Genomic DNA, 21543 nt, shown 5'->3' with positions numbered 1-21543 from the left:
ATTGATTATTTTCGTTGCATTAAAATTTAAGCATAAAAAAAATGAGTAAAGAAGTTGTTATTGTATCGGCTGCTAGAACACCAATAGGCAGTTTTTTAGGTTCTTTATCTACAATTCCTGCAACCAAACTAGGAGCTATTGCCATTAAAGGTGCGTTAAACAAAATAAACCTTAAACCTGAGCTAGTAGAAGAAGTTTTAATGGGTAACGTGATTCAAGCTGGGACAGGACAAGCACCGGCTAGACAAGCTGCAATTCACGCAGGCATACCTAATACCGTACCATGTACAACCATAAATAAAGTATGTGCTTCTGGTATGAAAACCGTTATACAAGCTGCTCAATCTATTGCCCTTGGTGATGCTAATATTATTGTTGCTGGCGGAATGGAAAACATGAGTTTAATTCCTCATTATTTATATGCAAGGACGGGTACAAAATTTGGACCAACCTCTCTAATAGATGGTATGCAAAAAGATGGATTAGTTGATGCTTACGACCAAAATGCCATGGGTGTTTGTGCAGATGCTTGTGCTAATGAATATAAATTTACTAGAGAAGACCAAGATGCTTTTGCCATACAATCTTACACAAGATCTGCAGCAGCTTGGGAAGCTGGGAAGTTTGATAATGAAATTATACCTGTTGAAGTGCCACAGCGCAGAGGTGAACCTATAATAGTTAGTAAAGATGAAGAATTTACTAATGTAAAAATGGAAAAAATACCACAGCTACGACCTGCTTTTACAAAAGAAGGCACAGTAACCGCTGCCAATGCTTCAACCATAAATGATGGTGCTGGTGCGATGGTTTTAATGAGTAAAGAAAAAGCTGAAGAATTAGGATTAAAACCTTTAGCTACTATAACAGGTTATGCTGATGCAGCACACGAACCTGAGTGGTTTACAACTGCTCCTGCCAAAGCTTTACCTAAGGCATTAAATAAAGCTGGAATTACAATTGATGATGTAGATTATTTTGAATTTAACGAAGCTTTTTCGGTTGTTGGTCTAGCTAATATGAAAATTCTCGGACTAAACGATAGCAATGTAAATGTTAATGGTGGCGCAGTTTCTCTTGGTCATCCGCTTGGTTGTTCTGGCGTTAGAATCCTTATTACATTATTAAACGTATTAGAACAAAATAATGCTAAAATTGGTGCTGCAGCTATATGTAATGGTGGTGGTGGCGCATCTGCTGTTGTTATTGAACGTAATTAATTTTGAATGCAATACGGAATTTGTAATTTAAGCATTGTCTCCTTAAGGTTTGAACCGTCTGATAAAAGTGAACTTACTTCTCAAGTTTTATATGGCGATTATTTTAAGATTATAGAACAGCGCAAATCTTGGAGTAAAATTCGACTTGCATTTGATAATTATGAAGGTTGGTTAGATAATAAACAATACATTGAAATTACAGAAGAACAATACAAAGTTTTAAACCAAGAAACTCCAAAATTTTTAGTAGATTTAGTTGAATTTATTCAAGATAAAGACGAGCAATTACATTCAATTTCATTAGGGTCTTCACTCAATGGCTTATCAATTTTGAATCATCGGTTTGATGGCAACTTCATTACAGATATTTTATCAAAAAGCAACATTATAAAAATCGCATTTTTATATTTAAATGCTCCATTTTTATGGGGAGGAAAAACACCATTTGGAATTGATTGCTCTGGATTTACGCAAATGGTTTATAAATTAAATGGTTATAAATTATTAAGAGAAGCATCGCAACAAGCCACACAAGGTGAAGCTTTAAGTTTTATTGAAGAAAGTGAACCAGGAGATTTAGCATTTTTTGATAATAATGAAGGTATAATTACTCATGTTGGAATTATAATGAAAGATAATTATATAATACATGCGTATGGTAAAGTACGAATTGATAGATTAGATCATTCTGGCATTTATAATGTAGATAAAAAAGTGCATACGCATAAACTAAGAGTTATTAAAAAAGTGATATAAAAAAAGCCGCTATAAGCGACTTTTTTATACTCTTAACTAATAGAATTTAGTTTCCTGCTTCAATAGCGTCAACTTTTTCTTTTATAGCTTTAAATTTATCTGTTTCACCTAAAACACTATAAATATTCATTAATGTTTTGGCTGCATTAATATTTTTCGAGTTAATATCAAGTGCTTTATCTAAATACGGTATCGCACTTCTATAAATATTTTGACGTTGCTCTCTTAATTCATCATAACGCAAATCATCTTTTTTAGAACTTCCTAAACCATTCATTTCTTCAATAAGTGCTTGTTCTCCGTTTAAGATTAAAGCTGCCATATTTATGTATGCATTTATATAACTAGGATCTAATTCTATAGCTTTATCATAATATTTTTTTGCTGCTTCAATATCATCAGATTCAGAAGCAATTACTCCTAAGTTATATTGTAATTCAGCATTATTTGGATCCTTTTGAGTTGCCAATTCTAATAGCCTTTTAAACTCATCTTTATTACCCATTTTAAAATGCACATTAGCCTCAGAAAGCAATAAATTAATATCGTCTGGACTTTCTGCTCTGGCATCTTTCATAGCGGCTAGTGCTTTTTCATTATCACCATTACTTACATAAATAAGTGCTACATTTTTAACAATTTCAGCTTTCTTAGATTCTGTTAATCGTTCTCCTGGTTTAATATGGCTTTTAGCTTTTACATATAAATTACGTGTACTTTCGTCTAAAACCTCTTCTTCTCCAGTTTCCACATTAGTAGCAAAATACTCTTTTTGTATTCCTGTATACCCTAATTGCTTAAGCTCTTCATATAATTTTAAAGCTCTATCAAATTCTTGAACATTTACAGCTGTAGCAGCTGCATAATAAAGGAATAACGTGTCTTGAGTAGAAGTTCTGTAAGCATGTTCAAAATATTTTGAAGCTGAAGAATAATCTTTATCCTCATAGGCTTTATTTCCCTTGGTTAAAATATCATTAGTCATGGTTTGCTTTAACTCTGTAACTTCTGCCCCATAAGCTCCTTTAACATTCTCTAAGCTTTCTAAAGCCTTATCAATATCTTGATTAGTTCCAGCACCATTTGCATATAATGCTTGACCTAATAAATAATAATATTTGGCTTTGTTTTTTTCATCCATAGAAGCCATTAAAGCTTTAGCTTGATTTAGAGACGCTTTTGCTTCTGCAAAGTTGTTTCCTTTAATAGCTTTCTCTGCAGATTTCAATTCTTTCTTTTGTGCAAATGAAAATGCACTTATTGAAAAAGCCAAAGCTATAATTAATTGTTTTTTCATTTTAATAATATTTAGTTAATTGTCAATATTGTTTTCGTTTAGATTATTATCAAGAGTTGTGCCATCTTCAGAATCACCAATGTTTTCAATAGTTTCAACATCTTCTACCTCTTCATCATCATGCATCACTTTTGCTACAGCAGCAATAGAATCACTTCCTTTTAGGTTAATTAACTTAACACCTTGAGTAGCTCTTCCCATAACTCTTAAATCTTGAACTGCCATACGAATAGCTATTCCAGATTTGTTAATAATCATTAAATCGTCTTCATCCGTTACATTTTTTATAGATACTAAGTTACCAGTTTTTTCTGTAATAGAAATTGTTTTTACACCTTTCCCTCCTCTGTTGGTAATTCTGTAATCTTCTAAACTTGAGCGTTTACCATAACCATTTTCTGAAACTACAAGGATATCGCTTTCCATATCATCAACTGCTATCATACCAATAACTTCATCAGTTTTTTCATCTTGTAAACGAATGCCACGAACACCAGATGCTCCACGACCCATTGGTCTTGTTTTAGCTTCTTCAAAACGGATAGCTTTACCAGATTTTAATGCCAACATAACTTGACTTTCGCCTGTAGTTAACTTGGCTTCTAGTAAAACATCATCTTCTTTAATGGTAATAGCATTAATTCCGTTTGTTCTAGGACGAGAGTATTGCTCTAAAGCCGTTTTTTTAACTTGCCCTTTTTTAGTAGCCATAATCACGTAGTGACTATTTATATAATCTTCATCTTTTAAATCTTGAGTACAAATAAAAGCCATCACTTTATCATCTTGCTCAATATTTATTAGATTTTGAATGGCTCTACCTTTCGAAGTTTTACTACCTTCTGGTATTTCGTACACACGCATCCAGAAACATTTTCCTTTTTGAGTAAAGAATAACATGTATTGGTGGTTTGTACCAACAAATAAATGCTCTAAGAAATCTTCGTTACGAGTGGTTGATGCTTTTTGACCAACACCGCCTCTATTTTGTGTTTTATATTCTGTTAAAGACGTACGTTTAATATATCCTGCATGAGAAATAGTAATAACTACTTTTTCATTAGGAATCATATCTTCTATACTTAAATCACCACCAGCATATTCAATAATTGAACGACGCTCATCACCATATTTATCTCGAACCACTTCCAATTCGCCTTTAATGATATTCATACGACGCTCTTTCTTGTCTAAAATATCTTTTAAGTCGATAATGGTTTTCATTATTTCTTCATACTCAGAACGTAATTTATCTTGCTCTAAACCTGTTAATTGACGCAAACGCATTTCAACTATGGCTTTGGCTTGAATTTCAGAAAGTTTGAAACGTTTTATTAAGTTTTCGCGAGCTTCATCGGCATTCGAAGATGCTCTAATAATTGCAATAACTTCGTCTATATTATCCGAGGCAATAATTAATCCTTCTAAAATATGTGCACGTTCTTCCGCTTTGCGTAATTCATAAGTTGTACGACGCACCACTACTTCGTGTCTATGTTCAACGAAATAATGAATTAGTTCTTTTAAGTTTAATAATTGTGGACGACCATTTACTAATGCAATATTATTGACACTAAAAGATGATTGTAATGCGGTGTATTTATATAATTTATTTAGAACGATATTTGGAATTGCATCACGTTTTAAAACGTAAACAATGCGCATGCCGTTTCTATCAGATTCGTCACGAATGGTTGCTATGCCATCCATTTTCTTTTCGTTAACTAAATCGGCAGTTTTTTTAATCATGTCTGCCTTATTTACTTGGTACGGAATCTCAGTTACAATGATACATTCTCTACCCTGTACTTCTTCAATAATGGCTTTTGCACGCATTACAATACGTCCGCGACCTGTATGAAATGCTTCTTTTACACCGTCGTAACCATAAATAGTTCCACCTGTTGGAAAATCTGGAGCTTTAACATGTTGTATTAATTCGTCAATCTCAATATCGGTATTTTCAATATAAGCAATCGTTCCGTTTACAACTTCAGTTAAATTATGTGGCGGCATATTAGTTGCCATTCCTACTGCAATACCCGAAGCTCCGTTTACCAAAAGCCCTGGAATACGTGTTGGTAAAACTGTTGGTTCTTGAAGAGTATCATCAAAATTCAATTTATGGTCTACAGTTTCCTTGTCAATATCTGCCAACATATCCTCAGATATTTTACGCATACGTGCTTCTGTATAACGCATTGCTGCAGGACTGTCCCCATCAATTGAACCAAAGTTACCCTGTCCATCTACAAGCATGTAACGCAAACTCCATTCTTGAGCCATACGTACCATGGCATCATAAACAGATGTATCTCCATGCGGATGATATTTACCTAAAACTTCTCCAACTATTCTTGCTGATTTTTTATGCGCTGTATTTGCTCTAACACCTAGTTCATGCATACCATAAAGTACACGTCTGTGAACTGGCTTTAAACCATCTCTTACATCTGGTAAAGCACGTGACACAATGACCGACATTGAATAATCAATGTAAGCCGATTTCATCTCATCTTCAATATTAATAGGGATCAACTTTTCTCCTTCTGCCATAAATATTTTAATTAAGTTTTTATGAGTTTTTCAAAACATGCTAATATAAAACTTTCAATAGTCATAGTAGGGCTTTCAATCATGTTTTTTCGTGTTTTTTATTAACAATTTCACATCCTTTTTTAGTTAATAACTATGCGGGTTAAAATTTTGATTTTATAAAGTTTTTTTCGTCAATTAGCATTTTAAGGTACAGTTTTTGCCTTAAGTAAAATGTTTTAGTATTTTTAATGCAGAAAGGAAACTATTTATGGATGATAATTTTTCACCAAGAGTAAAAGATGTAATTGCATATAGCAAAGAAGAAGCGCTAAGGTTAGGGCACGATTTTATTGGTACCGAACACTTAATGCTTGGGCTTTTGCGTGATGGAGATGGTAAAGCCATCAACATTTTAAATGCCTTAGAAGTTGATTTGAATCATTTGAGGCGTAAAGTAGAAATTTTAAGTCCTGCAAACCCCAATATTAATATTGCTTCTAATCAAAAAAAGAACTTACACCTTACAAGGCAAGCAGAACGTGCTTTAAAGACCACGTTTTTAGAAGCTAAACTATTTCAAAGCACCTCAATAAATACTGCTCATTTACTTTTATGTATCTTAAGAAATGAGAACGACCCTACTACTAAGCTTTTAAATAAGCTTAAAGTCGATTACGATAATGTTAAAGAACAATTTAAACTTATGATTACTAACGATAATGATTATATAGAACCAAAATCTGAATCTTTTCAAGATGATGATACAGGTTCACCAGAGGACACATCAAAGGATAATATTTTTAATGCACCATCTGGAAAAGCAAACAAAAAATCTAAAACACCTGTTCTAGATAATTTTGGTCGCGATTTAACAGCCATGGCAGACGAGGGTAAATTAGACCCAGTTGTTGGACGTGAAAAAGAAATACAACGCGTATCTCAAGTATTAAGTAGAAGAAAGAAAAACAATCCGCTTTTAATTGGTGAACCTGGAGTTGGTAAATCGGCTATTGCAGAAGGTCTAGCTCTTAGAATTGTAAAACGAAAAGTATCGCGTATTTTATTTAATAAACGCGTCGTTACTTTAGATTTAGCAAGCTTGGTTGCTGGCACAAAATATCGTGGACAGTTTGAAGAGCGTATGAAAGCCGTAATGAACGAGCTTGAAAAAAATGACGATGTCATTCTTTTTATTGACGAAATTCATACCATTGTTGGTGCAGGTGGCGCCACGGGTAGCTTAGATGCTTCAAACATGTTTAAACCAGCGTTGGCACGTGGCGAAATTCAGTGTATTGGTGCAACAACTTTAGATGAATACAGACAGTATATCGAAAAAGATGGTGCTTTAGAACGTCGTTTTCAAAAGGTTATAGTGGAGCCAACTACGGTTGAAGAAACTATAGAAATTTTAAATAATATTAAAGGAAAATACGAAGAACACCATAATGTTGATTATACTCCAGAAGCTATAGAAGCTTGTGTGAAATTAACTAACAGGTATATGACAGAACGTTTCTTACCAGACAAAGCTATTGATGCCCTTGACGAAGCTGGATCGCGTGTACATATTACTAATATTGATGTTCCCAAACAAATCATAGAGCTAGAAAAACAACTTGAGACTGTTAAAGAGACTAAAAATTCTGTTGTTAAAAAACAAAAATATGAGGAAGCAGCTAAACTTAGGGATGACGAAAAACGCATAGAAAAAGAATTGGCTGTTGCGCAAGAAAAGTGGGAAGAAGAAACCAAGCAAAACCGTGAAATTGTTACAGAAGACAATGTAGCCGATGTGGTTTCAATGATGACAGGCATTCCAGTAAATAGAATTGCGCAAACCGAAATTAATAAACTTGCCGAACTACCTAACCTAATAAAAGGTAAGGTTATCGGTCAAGATGAAGCGGTTGCCAAAGTGGTTAAAGCCATACAGCGTAATCGTGCTGGACTTAAAGACCCTAATAAACCAATTGGTTCATTTATATTTTTAGGTCAAACTGGTGTTGGTAAAACACAGTTAGCCAAAGTGTTGTCGCGTGAGTTATTCGATAGTGAAGATTCACTTGTTAGAATAGACATGAGTGAATACATGGAAAAATTTGCTATTTCGAGATTAATTGGAGCGCCTCCAGGATACGTTGGTTACGAAGAAGGTGGACAATTAACTGAAAAAGTAAGACGCAAGCCGTATGCTGTTATTCTTTTAGATGAAATTGAAAAGGCGCATCCAGATGTATTTAACATGCTACTTCAAGTACTTGACGATGGTTATTTAACCGATAGCTTAGGCAGAAAAATTGATTTTAGAAACACCATTATTATAATGACTTCTAATATTGGAGCTCGTAAACTTAAAGATTTTGGTACTGGTATTGGCTTTGGAACCGCTTCGCAAAAAGCACAAGAAGATGCTAATGCAGTTAAAATTATTGAAAATGCGCTTAAAAAATCATTCGCTCCTGAATTTTTAAATAGAATTGACGATGTAGTAGTTTTTAACGCCTTAGAAAAAGAAGATATCAATAAAATCATTGATATTGAATTAGATAAACTGCTATTAAGAATTAAAGATTTAGGATATATCTTAAAACTTAGTAAAAGCGCTAAAGATTATATAGCAGATAAAGGTTTCGATAAGCAATATGGTGCTAGACCTTTAAAAAGAGCCATTCAAAAATATATTGAAGATGCTTTAGCAGAAGAAATTATATCCTCTCAAGTTCAAGAAGGCGATAAAATTAGTATCGATTTAGATAAAAAATCACAAGAACTTAAAATTACTATTGATAAGGCTGAAAAGCCTACAGAATCGTAGTTTCAAAATAGAATTAACATAATTAAATCCTACAATCTTATGAGTGTGGGATTTTTTTTGATAAAAACTGTAACAAACTAAAAACAATTATATCTATACTATAACAATTTGTTTTTTTGACGCCAACTAATTTAAATACTGAACAGCTTGTAAAGCTTTGTATAGCTAAAAACCAATCCGCACAATTGGAAATTTATAACCGCTACTACAAAGCTATGTATAACACAGCACTACGAATTGTAAAAAACAATTTTGAAGCAGAAGATATTATGCAAGACTCTTTTTTGTTGGCGTTTACAAAATTAGAGAGTCTTAAAGATGTGAAAATATTTGGATCGTGGTTAAAACGAATTGTAATAAATAATAGCATTTATCATTATAAAAAGAATAACAAAGTACACGAAGTTCCTTTAGATGATATTTTGTATAAAGTTGAAGATAGTAATGATGGTATTGATAGTAATTATGAGTTTACAACCATAAAAGCACAAGATATTTTAAATACCATGAAAACATTAAAAGATAATTACAGAATTGCTTTAACCTTAAACCTTATTGAAGGTTATGATTATGAGGAAATAAGTGAAATTATGAGTATCTCTAATACCAACTGTCGCACAACTATATCGAGAGCTAAAGCAAGTTTAAGACAAAAATTGCAAGTAGCGATTTAGGACTAAAATAAATAAGATGAATAAAGATAGCTTAGATCAATTATTTAAAAGACTAGAAAACAATTTTGATGTTGAAGAACCTTCAGCAAATCACAAGCAACAGTTTCTTAATAAATTGAATAAAAATGGCGCGCTACAACTGACTAAAGATAGTAAACAAAGGCGTCGTTTATTAAAACCGCTAATTGGTGTAGCCGCTTCTTTTGCTTTATTAATCACGCTTTTTATTGGTTATCAACAAAATGAGATGTCTAATGATTTAGCCAGTGTATCACCAAAAATGGCAGAAACTCAAGATTTCTTTGCCACAACGATAGCAGAAGAATTAAGCAAAATAGAAAAAGAATCTTCACCTGAAACTCGGGCATTAATTGAAGATACTATGCAAAGAATGAAAGCTTTAGAAACCGAATATAAATCGTTAAAAATTGATTTGGCAGAAAGCGGTGATGATAATCGTGTTATATACGCTATGATTTCTAATTTTCAAAATAGAATAGATTTATTACAGAACGCATTACAACAAATTAATACAATTAAACAATTTAAAAACTTAAATAATGAAACTAGTACTACAATTTAAAACACTAATTGTGTTATTCATGTTGCCACTTTTTATAACCGCAGCAACAGAAAAAGATGGTAAATACACCAAGAAAAAAACAATTAATAAAAAATACTCCGTTTCATCAAATGCATTGTTAAGTGTAGATAACAGCTATGGAAACATTGATGTTATTACATGGAATGAAAACAGAGTAGTATTCGAAATAACAATTACTACCACTGGTAACAACGAAGAAAAAGTACAAGAAAAACTTGATGGTATAACTGTAGATTTTGAAGCATCATCAACAAATGTTTCGGCAAAAACTAAATTCAGTAAAAATAAATCTAAATCGTGGTGGAATTGGAATGGAAAAAACAACGTAAGCATGAAAATAAATTACATTATAAAAATTCCTATTACTAATAGTGTTTCATTAAATAATGACTACGGAAATATTAATGTTGATAAACTTAAAGGTCACGCAAAATTAAACTGTGATTATGGTAAAATAACAACCAAAGAATTACTTGCAGATAACAATTCTATAAATTTTGACTACAGTAAAGGCTGCTATTTTGAATACATAAAGAGCGGAAAAATAAATGCGGATTATAGCGAATTTACAGTATCAAAAACCAATAGCATAAATATAAATGCAGACTATACAAATTCAAAAATTGAAACTGCTGAAGATGTAAATTATAACTGCGATTACGGTAACATGAAAATAGATAAAGCAAATAACATTACTGGAAACGGTGACTATTTAACCACCATAATTGGAGATGTCTTTAAAAACGTAACACTTAAAGCAGATTACGGAGCTATCAAAATAAATAACGTGACTCAAAATGCTGGAAATGTAAGTATTGATTCAGATTATACCGGGATTAAAATTGGATTTGCTCCCACTTACAATTTTAATTTTGATATTGATTTAGACTATGCGTCTTTAAAAAGTAGTGAAGGTTTAGAATTTTCAACAAAAAAAGAAAATAGCACAAGTAAATATTATAGTGGACATTACGGAAGTACCAATTCTGGCAACACTATTAAAATTAAATCTGACTACGGAAGCGTATCATTATCTGAAAATTAACAATCAAAAATCAAACAGATGAAAACATTAATTAAAAAGCAAACTCTACTAGTTTTTGTAAGCTTACTTTTCGCAACAACGTCTTACGGACAATGGAAGGCCGTTAAAGGTAATGGTAACATGACCACCATTATAAGAGCCACAGATAGTTACGACGCTATAAAATGCGCTGGCTCTATGGATTTTATTTTAGTAAGCGGCACCGAAGGAAACATTACCATTGAAGGTGAAGAAAATTTACTTGAATATATTGTTACCGAAGTAAAAGATAACGTTTTAAAAGTAAGGGTAAAAAAAGGAAAAAACTTAAAATTTAGTAAAAACAAAACCATAAAAATCACGATTCCGTTTGAAGATATTAATAAAGTTTCGCTTTCTGGTTCTGGTGATTTATGGAATAAAGATGTAATAAATGCAACTAACTTAAATGTGGCTTTAGCTGGTTCTGGTGATATCGTGTTAAATGTTAAAACTTCATCCATTGAAGGATCTGTAGCAGGTTCTGGAGATTTTACATTAAAAGGCAGTACCAATAATTTAGAAGCCAAAGTTGCTGGCTCTGGAGATTTTCATGGATTTGATTTACAAGCAAACAATACAGAAGTTTCTATAGCTGGTTCTGGAGATGCTGAAGTAGTTAGTAACCAAAGCATAAAAGCTAGAGTTGCTGGTTCTGGTGGTATTGTCTATAAAGGAAACCCAGAAAAAAATGATACTAAGGTTGCTGGTTCTGGAAGTATTACTAATTAATGTTCAGTAATTTATTTAAAACAAAAAAGCCACTCAATGAGTGGTTTTTTTGTTATGATTCAGTTTTAGTAGTTTCTTCTTTTGGAACTCTAAACAATAAAACGATTCCAAATAAAAAGAAAATAAATAGAAACAAAATAGCATTTCGCATGCTACCTGTAATCTGGTCAATAGTTGCGAAAATAATCATACCAATAACAATTCCAATTTTTTCAGCAACATCATAAAAACTAAAATATGAAGTTGTATCGTCGGTTTCTGGCAAAAACTTAGAATAGGTTGATCTTGCTAATGCTTGAATACCTCCCATTACCAAACCAACTACTGAGGCTGCTATATAAAACTGTATAGGTGTTTTCATAAAATAAGCATAAAAACATAGGCACATCCAAATACCATTTACAGCTATAAGCGTTTTAATATTTCCATATTTCTTTGAAGCTCTTGAGGTTAATATCGCCCCAAAAACCGCAACAATTTGTATGACCAAAATGCTTACAATTAATCCCATTGTTTTTTCACTATCGCCTCCCCATGCTATTTCCTCTTCGCCAAAATACACAGCAATTAACATGATTGTTTGTACAGCCATGCTAAATACAAAAAAAGCATACAAATAACGTTTTAACCTTAAGTCTTGTTTAAGCTGTTTCCAAACTAATCTCAATTCTTTCAATCCATTAAAAATAACAGCTCGCGTTACTTTATGACCAGAAGAAGTGCCTTTAGGTAAATAATAAAATGAATATTGACTAAATAAAGCCCACCAAATACCAACAGTTACAAATGAATATCTCATAGCTACTTGAGCCGCTGTCTCTATAACTTCTCCATTTTCAGCAAGCCTATCCTTTAATGAAAAAACATCAGGATACATAGTCATAGCTAAATTTAAAATTAGTAATAACACACTACCAATATATCCCATTGAAAATCCTTTCGCACTGATAGCATCTTGCTGCTCTTCAAAAGCAATATCTGGCAAATACGAATTATAAAACACCAAACTTCCCCAGTACCCTATAAGTCCCATAAAATAGAATAGTAAGCTTAAATGAATCCTATCTGGAGAAATATCAAACCAATATAAACCTATACAACCAGCACTTCCTACGTAGCAAAAAAACTTTAAAAAACTCTTTTTATTCCCTACATAATCAGCAATACCAGATAGTATCGGAGACATAAAAGCTACCACTAAAAAAGTAAATGCTGTAACAAAAGTTATTAATGCTGTGCTTTTAAACTCCATCCCGAAAGCTTGCACATTCTTTATTTCGGAAAGAAATAATGCCGAATAAAAAATAGGAAATATGGATGATGCTATTGTAAGTGTATAGACAGAATTTGCCCAATCGTAAAATGCCCAAGCGTTAAGAAGTTTTTTACTTCCTTTTTTTAGTTGATTCATAAAAAAAGCTGCCCTTTTATGAGCAGCTCCTAAAATAGTCAAATATTTTAAAAAAGATAAATTTTTTATCTAAACGAGGTAACACCAAACTTTTTAGCTTCCGCTTTAGCTTGTGGTGCTAATGCTTTTAAATTTGCAATACGAGAATCGTTTGATGGGTGCGTACTTAAAATCTCTGGTGGTGCTTGTCCGCCACTATTAGCTTTCATACGTTTCCATAATTCAGCAGCTTCATCTGGATTATAACCAGCAACTGCCATTAAATATAATCCGATTTTATCAGCTTCAGTTTCATGTGCTCTACTAAAAGGAAGCATAACACCAACCTGAGAACCAATACCATAGTATTGATTAAAAGCATTTCTAGATTGTTCGTCTTTAATCGCTATATTTCCGGCTAATGCAACACCTTGCTGTAAATAAGCAGCACTCATACGTTGTTGTCCGTGGTTTGCTAATGCATGTGCAACTTCATGACCCATAATAGCAGCGACTCCTGTTTCACCTTTAGCAATTGGTAATATTCCTGTATAAAACACAATCTTACCACCAGGCATACACCAAGCATTTACTGTTTTATCATCAACTAAATTATATTCCCATTTATAATCTTTTAAATAACCTTGATGTCCATTTGCATTTAACCAACGTTCGGCAGCCACGGCAATACGCTGCCCTACACGAGTTATCATTTCTGCATCTTTTGTTCCTGTAACAACTTTATTTTCTGTTAAAAACTGGTCGTATTGTGCAAAAGCTGTTGGGAATAATTGAGAATTTGGCACTAAAGCCATGGTCTTTTTTCCTGTAAATGGGTTTTCTGCACATGAAAAACTTAGTAGCGCCATCCCAAATATTATAATAGTATTTTTTAGTTTCATTTTAATAGGGTTTTAATATTCTATAAAAATACAAAAATTGTACCTTTAATTTTTGACACAGAATTTAATTATATGTCACATTATTGTAAAAGTAAATTATAATGAAATTTAAAATTAACGCATTTGATTTTAAGTTTACCTTAAATACTATACTTTTTAATCTATTTTTATTTGTTATGTTTAACGTTTGATACCGACACATATCATATAAATTTTTTACTATGATCATTAATAAATTAATACCATTATTTACTTTAATATTATTTTTCAATTGTAATTCTTCTGCTCAAAAGCAAAAAGAAGAAGCATCCAAAATTTATAAAGTCTCTAAAACTGAAAGCGAATGGAAAGCTGAATTATCTGAAATGGAATATTATGTTTTACGAGAAGCGGGTACCGAGCGTGCATTTTCAAGTCATTTAAATAAAAATTATTCAGAAGGTACATACCATTGCGCAGCATGTAATACGCCTTTATTTAAAAGTAAACATAAATTCGATTCCGGTACAGGTTGGCCTAGTTTTGATAGAGAAATAAAAGGTAATGTTGCTTTTTCTACTGATAATGATTTAGGATACACACGAACCGAAGCACATTGTGCGACTTGCGGCGGACATTTAGGGCATGTTTTTAATGATGGCCCAAAAAACACAACTGGAAAAAGACACTGTATTAATGGAGTTGCTTTAAAGTTTGTTGCTGATAATTAAGCTTTAAAAATCATTATTCAAAAAACTAAATTCCAAAGTTATTCGAGTTTTTTTGAATTTAGGATTTGCTGTTTTGGAATTTCTTCTTTTCTAATTTACATTTACAATATGGAAACTTCTTATTTAGCAAGCATCATCAAACAATTTGAATATTATAAAAGTCTTGGTGATAAAACTTTAAATCAACTTACGTTTGAAGATATACAATGGCAGAGTAACGAAGGTTCTAACAGTATTGCTATAATTGTAAAGCATGTTGCAGGCAATATGTTGAGCAGATGGACCAATTTTTTAAGTGAAGATGGTGAAAAAGAATGGCGACAACGGGATAAAGAATTTATCGATTCTTTTAAAACCAGTGAAGATTTAATAGCTGCATGGGAAAGTGGTTGGGCTTGTTTATTTAACGCAATTAGCCCTTTAAAAAATGATGACTTGGAACGCATTATTTATATTAGAAACCAAGGACACACCATTACTGAAGCTATTAATAGACAATTGGCACACTACTCCTATCACATTGGGCAAATGGTGTTTTTAGGTAAACTCATTAAAGGTGATGATTGGCAATCTTTATCTATTCCAAAAGGAAATTCTTTAAAATATAATGAAGATAAATTTGCTAAAGAAAAAGGAAAACGTCATTTTACTGATGATTTATAAATTCTTATAAAAGTAAAAACCCTCCAAAATTTAATTTGAAGAGTTAGTTTTATTAAACTTAAAAATTTATTTTGCAGACAACGCTTGCAATGTATAATATCCAGCTTCGCTTATTATTTCACCTTCATCATTAAAATCATGAATAAACATAAGGGGCAGTTTAATTTTTTTACCATCAGATTTTCTAGTCATTCTAGCTGTCCACCATGATTGCACAAGCTTTCCTCCTCCTAATTCATACTCTAAGTAATCAGGATATCCATTTACATCAATACTTTCAATAGTCCAATTTTCAAGCATCTTCTTAAATCCTTCAATTTCTTGTTCTAAAGTATTAAATTCATCATCTTTCATGTCTAAATTCGTAAATCTAGCCTTTTCGGTAAAATAACTAAAAGCCTTATCAACATCACTATGTTCTAACGCTGCCATCATCCTCCTTACCTTGTTAATATTGTCATGATGATTGTATATAGTTCCATTACTTCTGGTAACAAAACTACTTCTCAATTCATCAAAAACAGTTCCATCATCATAAGTTATCATGGTTAAAATTTTGTTGTCCTTATCAACTCGAAACAATCTGTGAATAGGCATATTTAACTTAACACCTGTTTCGTTGTGTACCCCTTTTAATTGATCCCATGTTTGAACCCACATTATATCTTTGTTATCATTATCCTCATACTCCAAAGCATCAGGATAAGCACCATTTGTTCGTTCAATACTCAAATAAGATGCGTTATTCACCCAAAAAATGGATTGCCTCAATAAAACTGACTTAGAAGTACCTTTAGCATCAGGGTTTGAATTCATCCCATTAAAAGCCTTAAAATCATCATGTAAATAACTTTTAAGACCAATAGTATCACCTTTTATAAAAGCTTGTTGCATTGCTTCTACGGTTTGAATTGCTGGATGTTCATTGTAAATTTTTCCGTTTTTTTTCTTTTGAGAGTACATGATGACAGAGAACATCATCACGAAGATAATCGCATGTTTTTTCATTTTTAATAAAATTTTAGTTGGTTAATACCTCAACAAGTTAACTAAAATTACTGAAAATTAATGCTTTACTTCATAGTATTTAAATTAATAAATTAATTACATACAATTAATTCTTTCTTTTAAAAGGTCTTATAATTAAACGTGCTTCTCTATCAAAACGCACATAATTATATACCCAATTTATAAATACAACCATTCGGTTTCTAAAACCTATAAGAAAAAACAAATGCACAAACATCCAAACATACCATGCAAAAATACCTTGAAATTTAAATCGTTTTAAATCTACAACCGCTTTATTTCTACCAATTGTTGCCATAACACCCTTGTCTTTATATACAAAAGATTTCATGGGTTTACCCTCAAGTAATTGCAACATATTATCACCCAATTGTTTACCTTGTTGAATAGCTGGTTGTGCCATCATTGGTAATCCGTCAGGAAAATCATTAGTTACCATACAGGCAATATCTCCGATTGCAAAAATGTGATTATAGTCTTTTACTTGGTTAAATTCGTTTACTAAAAGTCGGTTGCTTCTAGTTATAAAATCCGCAGCATCCAACCCTTTTATAAGTGCACCTTTTACTCCTGCTGCCCAAATAACAGTTGCCGTTTCAAAAATTAAATCGGTATTTGTAGTTACTGTTTTTCCATCATAATTAGTAACTCTTATATTTTTCCATACATTAACGCCTAATTTTTCTAAGAAATCTTCAGCCTTTTGAGACGCTTTATCGCTCATACCTTTTAAAATACAATCACTTGATTGAATGATATTTATTTGCACCGAACGCGTATCTAAATCTGGGTAATCTTTTGGCAGAATGCCTTTTTTTATTTCAGCCAAAGCTCCAGCTAGCTCAACACCGGTTGGTCCACCACCAACAATTACAAAATTCATTAGCGCATTTCGTTCGTGAAGATTAGAGGTTAACAGAGCATCTTCAAAATTTTCAAGTATTAAACTTCTTAAGTTTAAAGATTGTGGTATGGTTTTCATTGCCATACTATGCTTTTCAACTTCGGCATTTCCAAAATAATTAGTTTTAGAACCTGATGCCACCACTAAATAATCAAATTTTAAGTTACCAATATTCGTAATAACTGTGTTATTTTTAGCATCAATCTCGTCAACATTAGCTAATCTAAAATGAAAATTAGGAAAGTCCTTTAACACCTTTCTAATGGGGTATGCAATAGAATCTGGCTCTAATCCACCAGTAGAAACTTGATATAATAAAGGCTGAAAATTGTGATAATTATTCTTATCTAATAACACCACTTGAACCTCTTGTTTTGATAATTTTTTAGCTAATGCAATGCCTGCAAAACCTCCACCAATTATAATAATTCTCGGAAAACTTGTTCTAGGTATATTCATATAATAAAACTTGCAGCGTAAAGGTACTATTAAAGATGTAAATTTATAGGATTCTAAATTCTTTATTCAAATTCGATTTCGTAAATTCGTAGCTTCAAAAAAACGACTTAAAATTTTACAGATGAAATACGATATTATTGTACTTGGAAGTGGTCCTGGTGGTTATGTTACTGCCATTAGAGCCTCTCAATTGGGTTTTAAAACTGCTATTGTTGAAAAAGAAAATTTAGGTGGTGTATGCTTAAATTGGGGTTGTATCCCTACTAAAGCCTTACTAAAATCTGCTCAGGTATTTGAATATCTTAAACATGCTGGCGATTACGGATTATCTGTTAAGGATTACGATAAAGATTTTGACGCTGTAGTAAAACGAAGCCGTGGTGTAGCAGATGGCATGAGTAAAGGCGTACAGTTTTTAATGAAGAAAAATAAAATTGATGTTATTGAAGGTTTTGGAAAATTAAAACCTGGAAAAAAGATTGATGTTGATGGAAAAGAATATAGCGCAGATAATATTATTATAGCTACTGGAGCACGCTCTCGCGAATTACCTAGTTTGCCTCAAGATGGTAAAAAAGTAATTGGATATAGAGAAGCGATGACCTTAGCTAAGCAACCTAAAAAAATGATTGTAGTAGGATCTGGTGCTATTGGCGTTGAGTTTGCTTATTTCTACAACTCTATGGGAACCGAGGTAATTATTGTTGAATATTTACCAAACATAGTACCTGTTGAAGACGAAGATGTATCGAAACAATTAGAGCGTTCATTTAAAAAGAGCGGTATAAAAATTATGACTTCATCTGAAGTTACAAAAGTAGACACATCTGGTAATGGCGTTAAAGCTACAGTAAAAACTAAAAAAGGAGAAGAAATCATCCTGGAAGCAGATATTATTCTTTCTGCTGTAGGAATTAAATCGAATATTGAAAATATAGGATTAGAAGATGTTGGTATTGTAGTTGATAGAGATAAAATTTTAGTGAATGATTTTTACCAAACTAACATTCCAGGGTATTATGCTATTGGCGATGTTACTCCAGGTCAAGCATTAGCACATGTCGCTTCTGCGGAAGGGATTTTATGTGTTGAAAAACTTGCAGGGCAACATGTTGAAGCTTTAGATTACGGAAATATTCCAGGTTGTACCTATTGCTCTCCAGAAATTGCATCGGTTGGTTTAACCGAAAAGCAAGCTAAAGACAAAGGCTTAGATATTAAAGTTGGTAAATTTCCTTTCTCGGCATCTGGAAAAGCAAGTGCTTCTGGGGCAAAAGATGGTTTTGTAAAAGTTATTTTTGATGCTAAATATGGCGAATGGTTAGGTTGCCATATGATTGGCGCTGGTGTTACTGATATGATTGCCGAAGCTGTTTTAGGTAGAAAACTTGAAACTACAGGACATGAAGTATTAAAAACAGTACACCCGCATCCAACAATGAGTGAGGCGGTTATGGAAGCTGTTGCTGATGCCTATGATGAAGTGATACATTTGTAAAAAGCACCTTCTAGCCTCCCCAAAGGGGAGGAACTTTCACTCTGTTGAAAAAGTATTCTTATAAAAAATGCGATTCTTAAATATTTAAGAATCGCATTTTTTATTTATTCAAGTAAGCATTTCTCCCATTTGGGGAGGCTAGGCGGAGCTCTAAAAACTCTGAATAGCCAATTCATAACTTTGCAAACCAAACCCAAGAATTACACCTCTAGCATTTGGTGATATAAACGATTGATGCCTAAATTCTTCTCTATTAAATGTATTAGAAATATGAACCTCTACTACCGCTGTTTCAATAGCTTTAACAGCATCACCAATACCTACAGAGGTATGTGTATAAGCAGCAGCATTTAAAATAATACCATTATAACTAAAACCTACTTCGTGCAACTTATCAATTATTTCACCTTCAATATTCGATTGAAAGTAATCAATTTCAACGTTAGTGTATTTTGTTTTAACCTCATCTAAAAATTCAGTAAAAGATAAACTTCCATAAATATTAGGTTCTCTTTTTCCTAAAAGATTAAGGTTTGGGCCGTTAATGATGATTAGTTTTTTCATAAGGTAAATATATTAAAAATTAGACATAAAAAAACCGAAGCTTTTCACTTCGGTTCTTTTTACAATATTTTATTTTTAGAAAGCAAAACCTAGAGAAAGCCCTATTCTTGCTCCTATGCCGTCAAATCCAAAATCAAATGTTGGATCATCGGCATTAACACTATAATAAGCTGGCCCTCCATAAATATCTAATGTTATTGGATTCCAATTCCATTGATACCCAACTACTCCTCCAGCTGAAAATACAGATGTTTTAAAATCATTATCAGCACTAGTAGATGTATAACTAGCTACAGGACCCGCAAACCAACCTACTGGTGCTTCTTTTGCTTTTTGAAGATAAAACCTATATTGTACGCCAGCTCCAAAACCTGTATAGTCAAAAGCACCAGAATCAAAAGATGCATAAGCTAAATCCAATTGAATAGACTGATTGTCACTTAAAACTCTCTCATAACCGACTTCAAACGAGCCAACAATTAAAGCAAGTGGATTAAACTTTACAACATTTTCTTGAGCATTAATTTTGGAAAATCCAAAAACTATAATAGCAGCACATAATAATAATTTTTTCATAATAGATTTAAGTTTTAAATTGATTAATAATCAACAAACATATTATAACTATATCTTTTAAACAAGAAAAAAACTACAAAAACAACAGAATAATCATATAGGGATATGATTATTAAATGATTAAAAAATATTAATTTAAAGTTATCATAAATATTTATACTTATTTTTACCTCAAATGAAATGGCAACACGCACTTAAAGATTACCAACTATATTTAAAGATTGAACGCGGGTTATCTCAAAATTCAATAAATAGCTATTCACTTGATATCCAAAAGTTGATTAGTTTTTTAGAAGAAAACAATATAAGCTTCTCCCCTATTTCTGTCACTTCAGAAGTTGTTCAGCAGTTTATTTATGAAACAGCAAAACTTGTTAATGCTAGATCTCAATCGCGTATAATTTCAGGATTACGCAGTTTTTTTAACTATTTGATTTTTGAGGATTATAGAGAAACAAATCCTTTAGAACTTATTGAATCTCCAAAAATTGGAAGAAAACTACCCGATACTTTATCTGAAGAGGAGATAGACAAACTTATAAATGCTATCGATTTAAGCAAACCACAAGGCGAACGTAATCGAGCGATTTTAGAAACTTTATACGGTTGCGGTTTGCGCGTTAGTGAGTTGGTTAACCTTAAATTATCTGATTTGTTTTTTGATGAAGGTTTTATTAAAGTCACTGGTAAAGGCGATAAACAAAGGTTTGTCCCTATTGTTCCTATAACTCAAAAATATATTAATCTATATAGAAAAGAGGTTCGTAATCATATTAATATTCAAGCAGGTTTTGAAGACACCTTGTTTTTAAATAGACGAGGAAAACAATTAACACGAGCTATGATTTTTACCATCATAAAGCAATTAGCTGAAAAAATTGGATTAAAAAAAAGTGTTTCTCCACATACATTTAGACATTCTTTTGCGACACATTTATTACAAAATAACGCCGATTTACGTTCAATTCAATTAATGCTAGGTCACGAAAGCATTACAACTACCGAGATCTATGTCCATTTAGATAAAAGTCATTTAACTAAAGTTGTAGAAAAATATCATCCACGAAAATAACCGTTGATTGTTGGTAAAACTAAAAAATCCAGCTATTGCTGGACTTTTTAATACTATGTTTTTCACAGGAATTA

Annotated in this window: 19 protein-coding genes; 11 read left to right on the top strand and 8 right to left on the bottom strand. The window is 32.3% G+C overall.

Translation table 11 applies throughout. The features are described 5' to 3' along the window. Positions 1-41: 41 nt before the first annotated feature. Together RG22_RS15425 and RG22_RS15420 are read left to right on the top strand one after the other, a co-directional pair. Complete coding sequence (locus RG22_RS15425) at positions 42-1220, top strand: acetyl-CoA C-acyltransferase (protein ID WP_034044886.1); 1179 nt, start codon at positions 42-44, stop codon at positions 1218-1220. A gap of 6 nt (positions 1221-1226) precedes the next feature. Next, positions 1227-1976 (top strand): C40 family peptidase, encoded by a 750-nt coding sequence (locus tag RG22_RS15420; protein ID WP_034044885.1) that lies wholly within the window; start codon positions 1227-1229, stop codon positions 1974-1976. Positions 1977-2022: 46 nt separating this feature from the next. Here the strand turns inward: RG22_RS15420 and RG22_RS15415 are convergent, their stop codons facing one another. Next, on the bottom strand, positions 2023-3273 hold the full coding sequence (locus tag RG22_RS15415; protein ID WP_034044884.1) for a tetratricopeptide repeat protein: 1251 nt from the start codon (positions 3271-3273) through the stop codon (positions 2023-2025). Between the two features lie 15 nt (positions 3274-3288). Then, positions 3289-5829 carry a DNA gyrase subunit A gene (gene gyrA, locus RG22_RS15410; protein WP_034044883.1) on the bottom strand — a complete coding sequence of 847 codons (2541 nt, stop codon included), beginning with the start codon at positions 5827-5829 and terminating at the stop codon, positions 3289-3291. 250 nt (positions 5830-6079) lie between these two features. On the opposite strand from gyrA, the gene RG22_RS15405 reads away from it, so the two are divergent. The 5 genes from RG22_RS15405 (at position 6080) to RG22_RS15385 (ending at position 11702) form a co-directional block, all read left to right on the top strand. Next, positions 6080-8629: an ATP-dependent Clp protease ATP-binding subunit gene (locus RG22_RS15405; RefSeq protein ID WP_034044881.1), complete on the top strand. Its 2550-nt coding sequence runs from the start codon at positions 6080-6082 to the stop codon at positions 8627-8629. 116 nt (positions 8630-8745) lie between these two features. Beyond that, the gene (locus tag RG22_RS15400; protein ID WP_034044879.1) at positions 8746-9303 is read left to right on the top strand and encodes an RNA polymerase sigma factor; all 558 of its coding nucleotides are present in this window, start codon (positions 8746-8748) and stop codon (positions 9301-9303) included. 16 nt (positions 9304-9319) lie between these two features. Beyond that, positions 9320-9886, top strand: a complete 567-nt coding sequence (locus RG22_RS15395; protein ID WP_034044876.1) for a hypothetical protein — start codon at positions 9320-9322, stop codon at positions 9884-9886. Next, a complete protein-coding gene (locus RG22_RS15390) occupies positions 9864-10952 on the top strand; it encodes a DUF4097 family beta strand repeat-containing protein (protein WP_034044873.1) in 1089 nt (362 codons plus the stop codon). Before RG22_RS15395 ends, RG22_RS15390 begins: the two co-directional genes overlap by 23 nt. An 18-nt stretch (positions 10953-10970) precedes the next feature. Continuing rightward, the gene (locus RG22_RS15385; RefSeq protein ID WP_052143774.1) at positions 10971-11702 is read left to right on the top strand and encodes a head GIN domain-containing protein; all 732 of its coding nucleotides are present in this window, start codon (positions 10971-10973) and stop codon (positions 11700-11702) included. Between the two features lie 52 nt (positions 11703-11754). On the opposite strand, the gene RG22_RS15380 is transcribed toward RG22_RS15385, so the two are convergent. Beyond that, complete coding sequence (locus tag RG22_RS15380; RefSeq protein ID WP_034046180.1) at positions 11755-13113, bottom strand: MFS transporter; 1359 nt, start codon at positions 13111-13113, stop codon at positions 11755-11757. A gap of 65 nt (positions 13114-13178) precedes the next feature. Next, a complete protein-coding gene (locus RG22_RS15375) occupies positions 13179-13994 on the bottom strand; it encodes a M48 family metallopeptidase (protein WP_034044870.1) in 816 nt (271 codons plus the stop codon). 227 nt (positions 13995-14221) lie between these two features. Here RG22_RS15375 and msrB point away from each other — a divergent pair, with 227 nt between their 5' ends. Then, positions 14222-14704 (top strand): peptide-methionine (R)-S-oxide reductase MsrB, encoded by a 483-nt coding sequence (gene msrB / locus RG22_RS15370; protein ID WP_034046178.1) that lies wholly within the window; start codon positions 14222-14224, stop codon positions 14702-14704. A 108-nt stretch (positions 14705-14812) separates the two neighbouring features. Further along, positions 14813-15367 carry a DUF1572 family protein gene (locus RG22_RS15365; protein WP_034044868.1) on the top strand — a complete coding sequence of 185 codons (555 nt, stop codon included), beginning with the start codon at positions 14813-14815 and terminating at the stop codon, positions 15365-15367. A gap of 66 nt (positions 15368-15433) precedes the next feature. On the opposite strand, the gene RG22_RS15360 is transcribed toward RG22_RS15365, so the two are convergent. Together RG22_RS15360 and RG22_RS15355 are read right to left on the bottom strand one after the other, a co-directional pair. Further along, complete coding sequence (locus tag RG22_RS15360) at positions 15434-16375, bottom strand: nuclear transport factor 2 family protein (protein WP_034044866.1); 942 nt, start codon at positions 16373-16375, stop codon at positions 15434-15436. Between the two features lie 106 nt (positions 16376-16481). After that, positions 16482-17759 carry an NAD(P)/FAD-dependent oxidoreductase gene (locus tag RG22_RS15355; RefSeq protein ID WP_034044864.1) on the bottom strand — a complete coding sequence of 426 codons (1278 nt, stop codon included), beginning with the start codon at positions 17757-17759 and terminating at the stop codon, positions 16482-16484. 121 nt (positions 17760-17880) lie between these two features. Between RG22_RS15355 and lpdA the strand changes: the two genes are divergently transcribed. Further along, a complete protein-coding gene (gene lpdA / locus RG22_RS15350; protein ID WP_034044862.1) occupies positions 17881-19257 on the top strand; it encodes a dihydrolipoyl dehydrogenase in 1377 nt (458 codons plus the stop codon). A 150-nt stretch (positions 19258-19407) separates the two neighbouring features. On the opposite strand, the gene aroQ is transcribed toward lpdA, so the two are convergent. Next, a complete protein-coding gene (aroQ, locus tag RG22_RS15345) occupies positions 19408-19821 on the bottom strand; it encodes a type II 3-dehydroquinate dehydratase (RefSeq protein ID WP_034044860.1) in 414 nt (137 codons plus the stop codon). A 75-nt stretch (positions 19822-19896) separates the two neighbouring features. Beyond that, complete coding sequence (locus RG22_RS15340) at positions 19897-20397, bottom strand: DUF3575 domain-containing protein (RefSeq protein WP_034044858.1); 501 nt, start codon at positions 20395-20397, stop codon at positions 19897-19899. 175 nt (positions 20398-20572) lie between these two features. Here RG22_RS15340 and xerD point away from each other — a divergent pair, with 175 nt between their 5' ends. Beyond that, positions 20573-21469 carry a site-specific tyrosine recombinase XerD gene (gene xerD, locus RG22_RS15335; RefSeq protein WP_034044855.1) on the top strand — a complete coding sequence of 299 codons (897 nt, stop codon included), beginning with the start codon at positions 20573-20575 and terminating at the stop codon, positions 21467-21469. Positions 21470-21543 lie beyond the last annotated feature (74 nt).

This window comes from Wocania ichthyoenteri Th78 (assembly GCF_000789235.1).
Taxonomy (GTDB): Bacteria; Bacteroidota; Bacteroidia; order Flavobacteriales; family Flavobacteriaceae; genus Wocania_A; species Wocania_A ichthyoenteri.
Note: the sequence above shows the minus strand (reverse complement) of the source record. Positions and strands in the feature narration are given on the sequence as shown.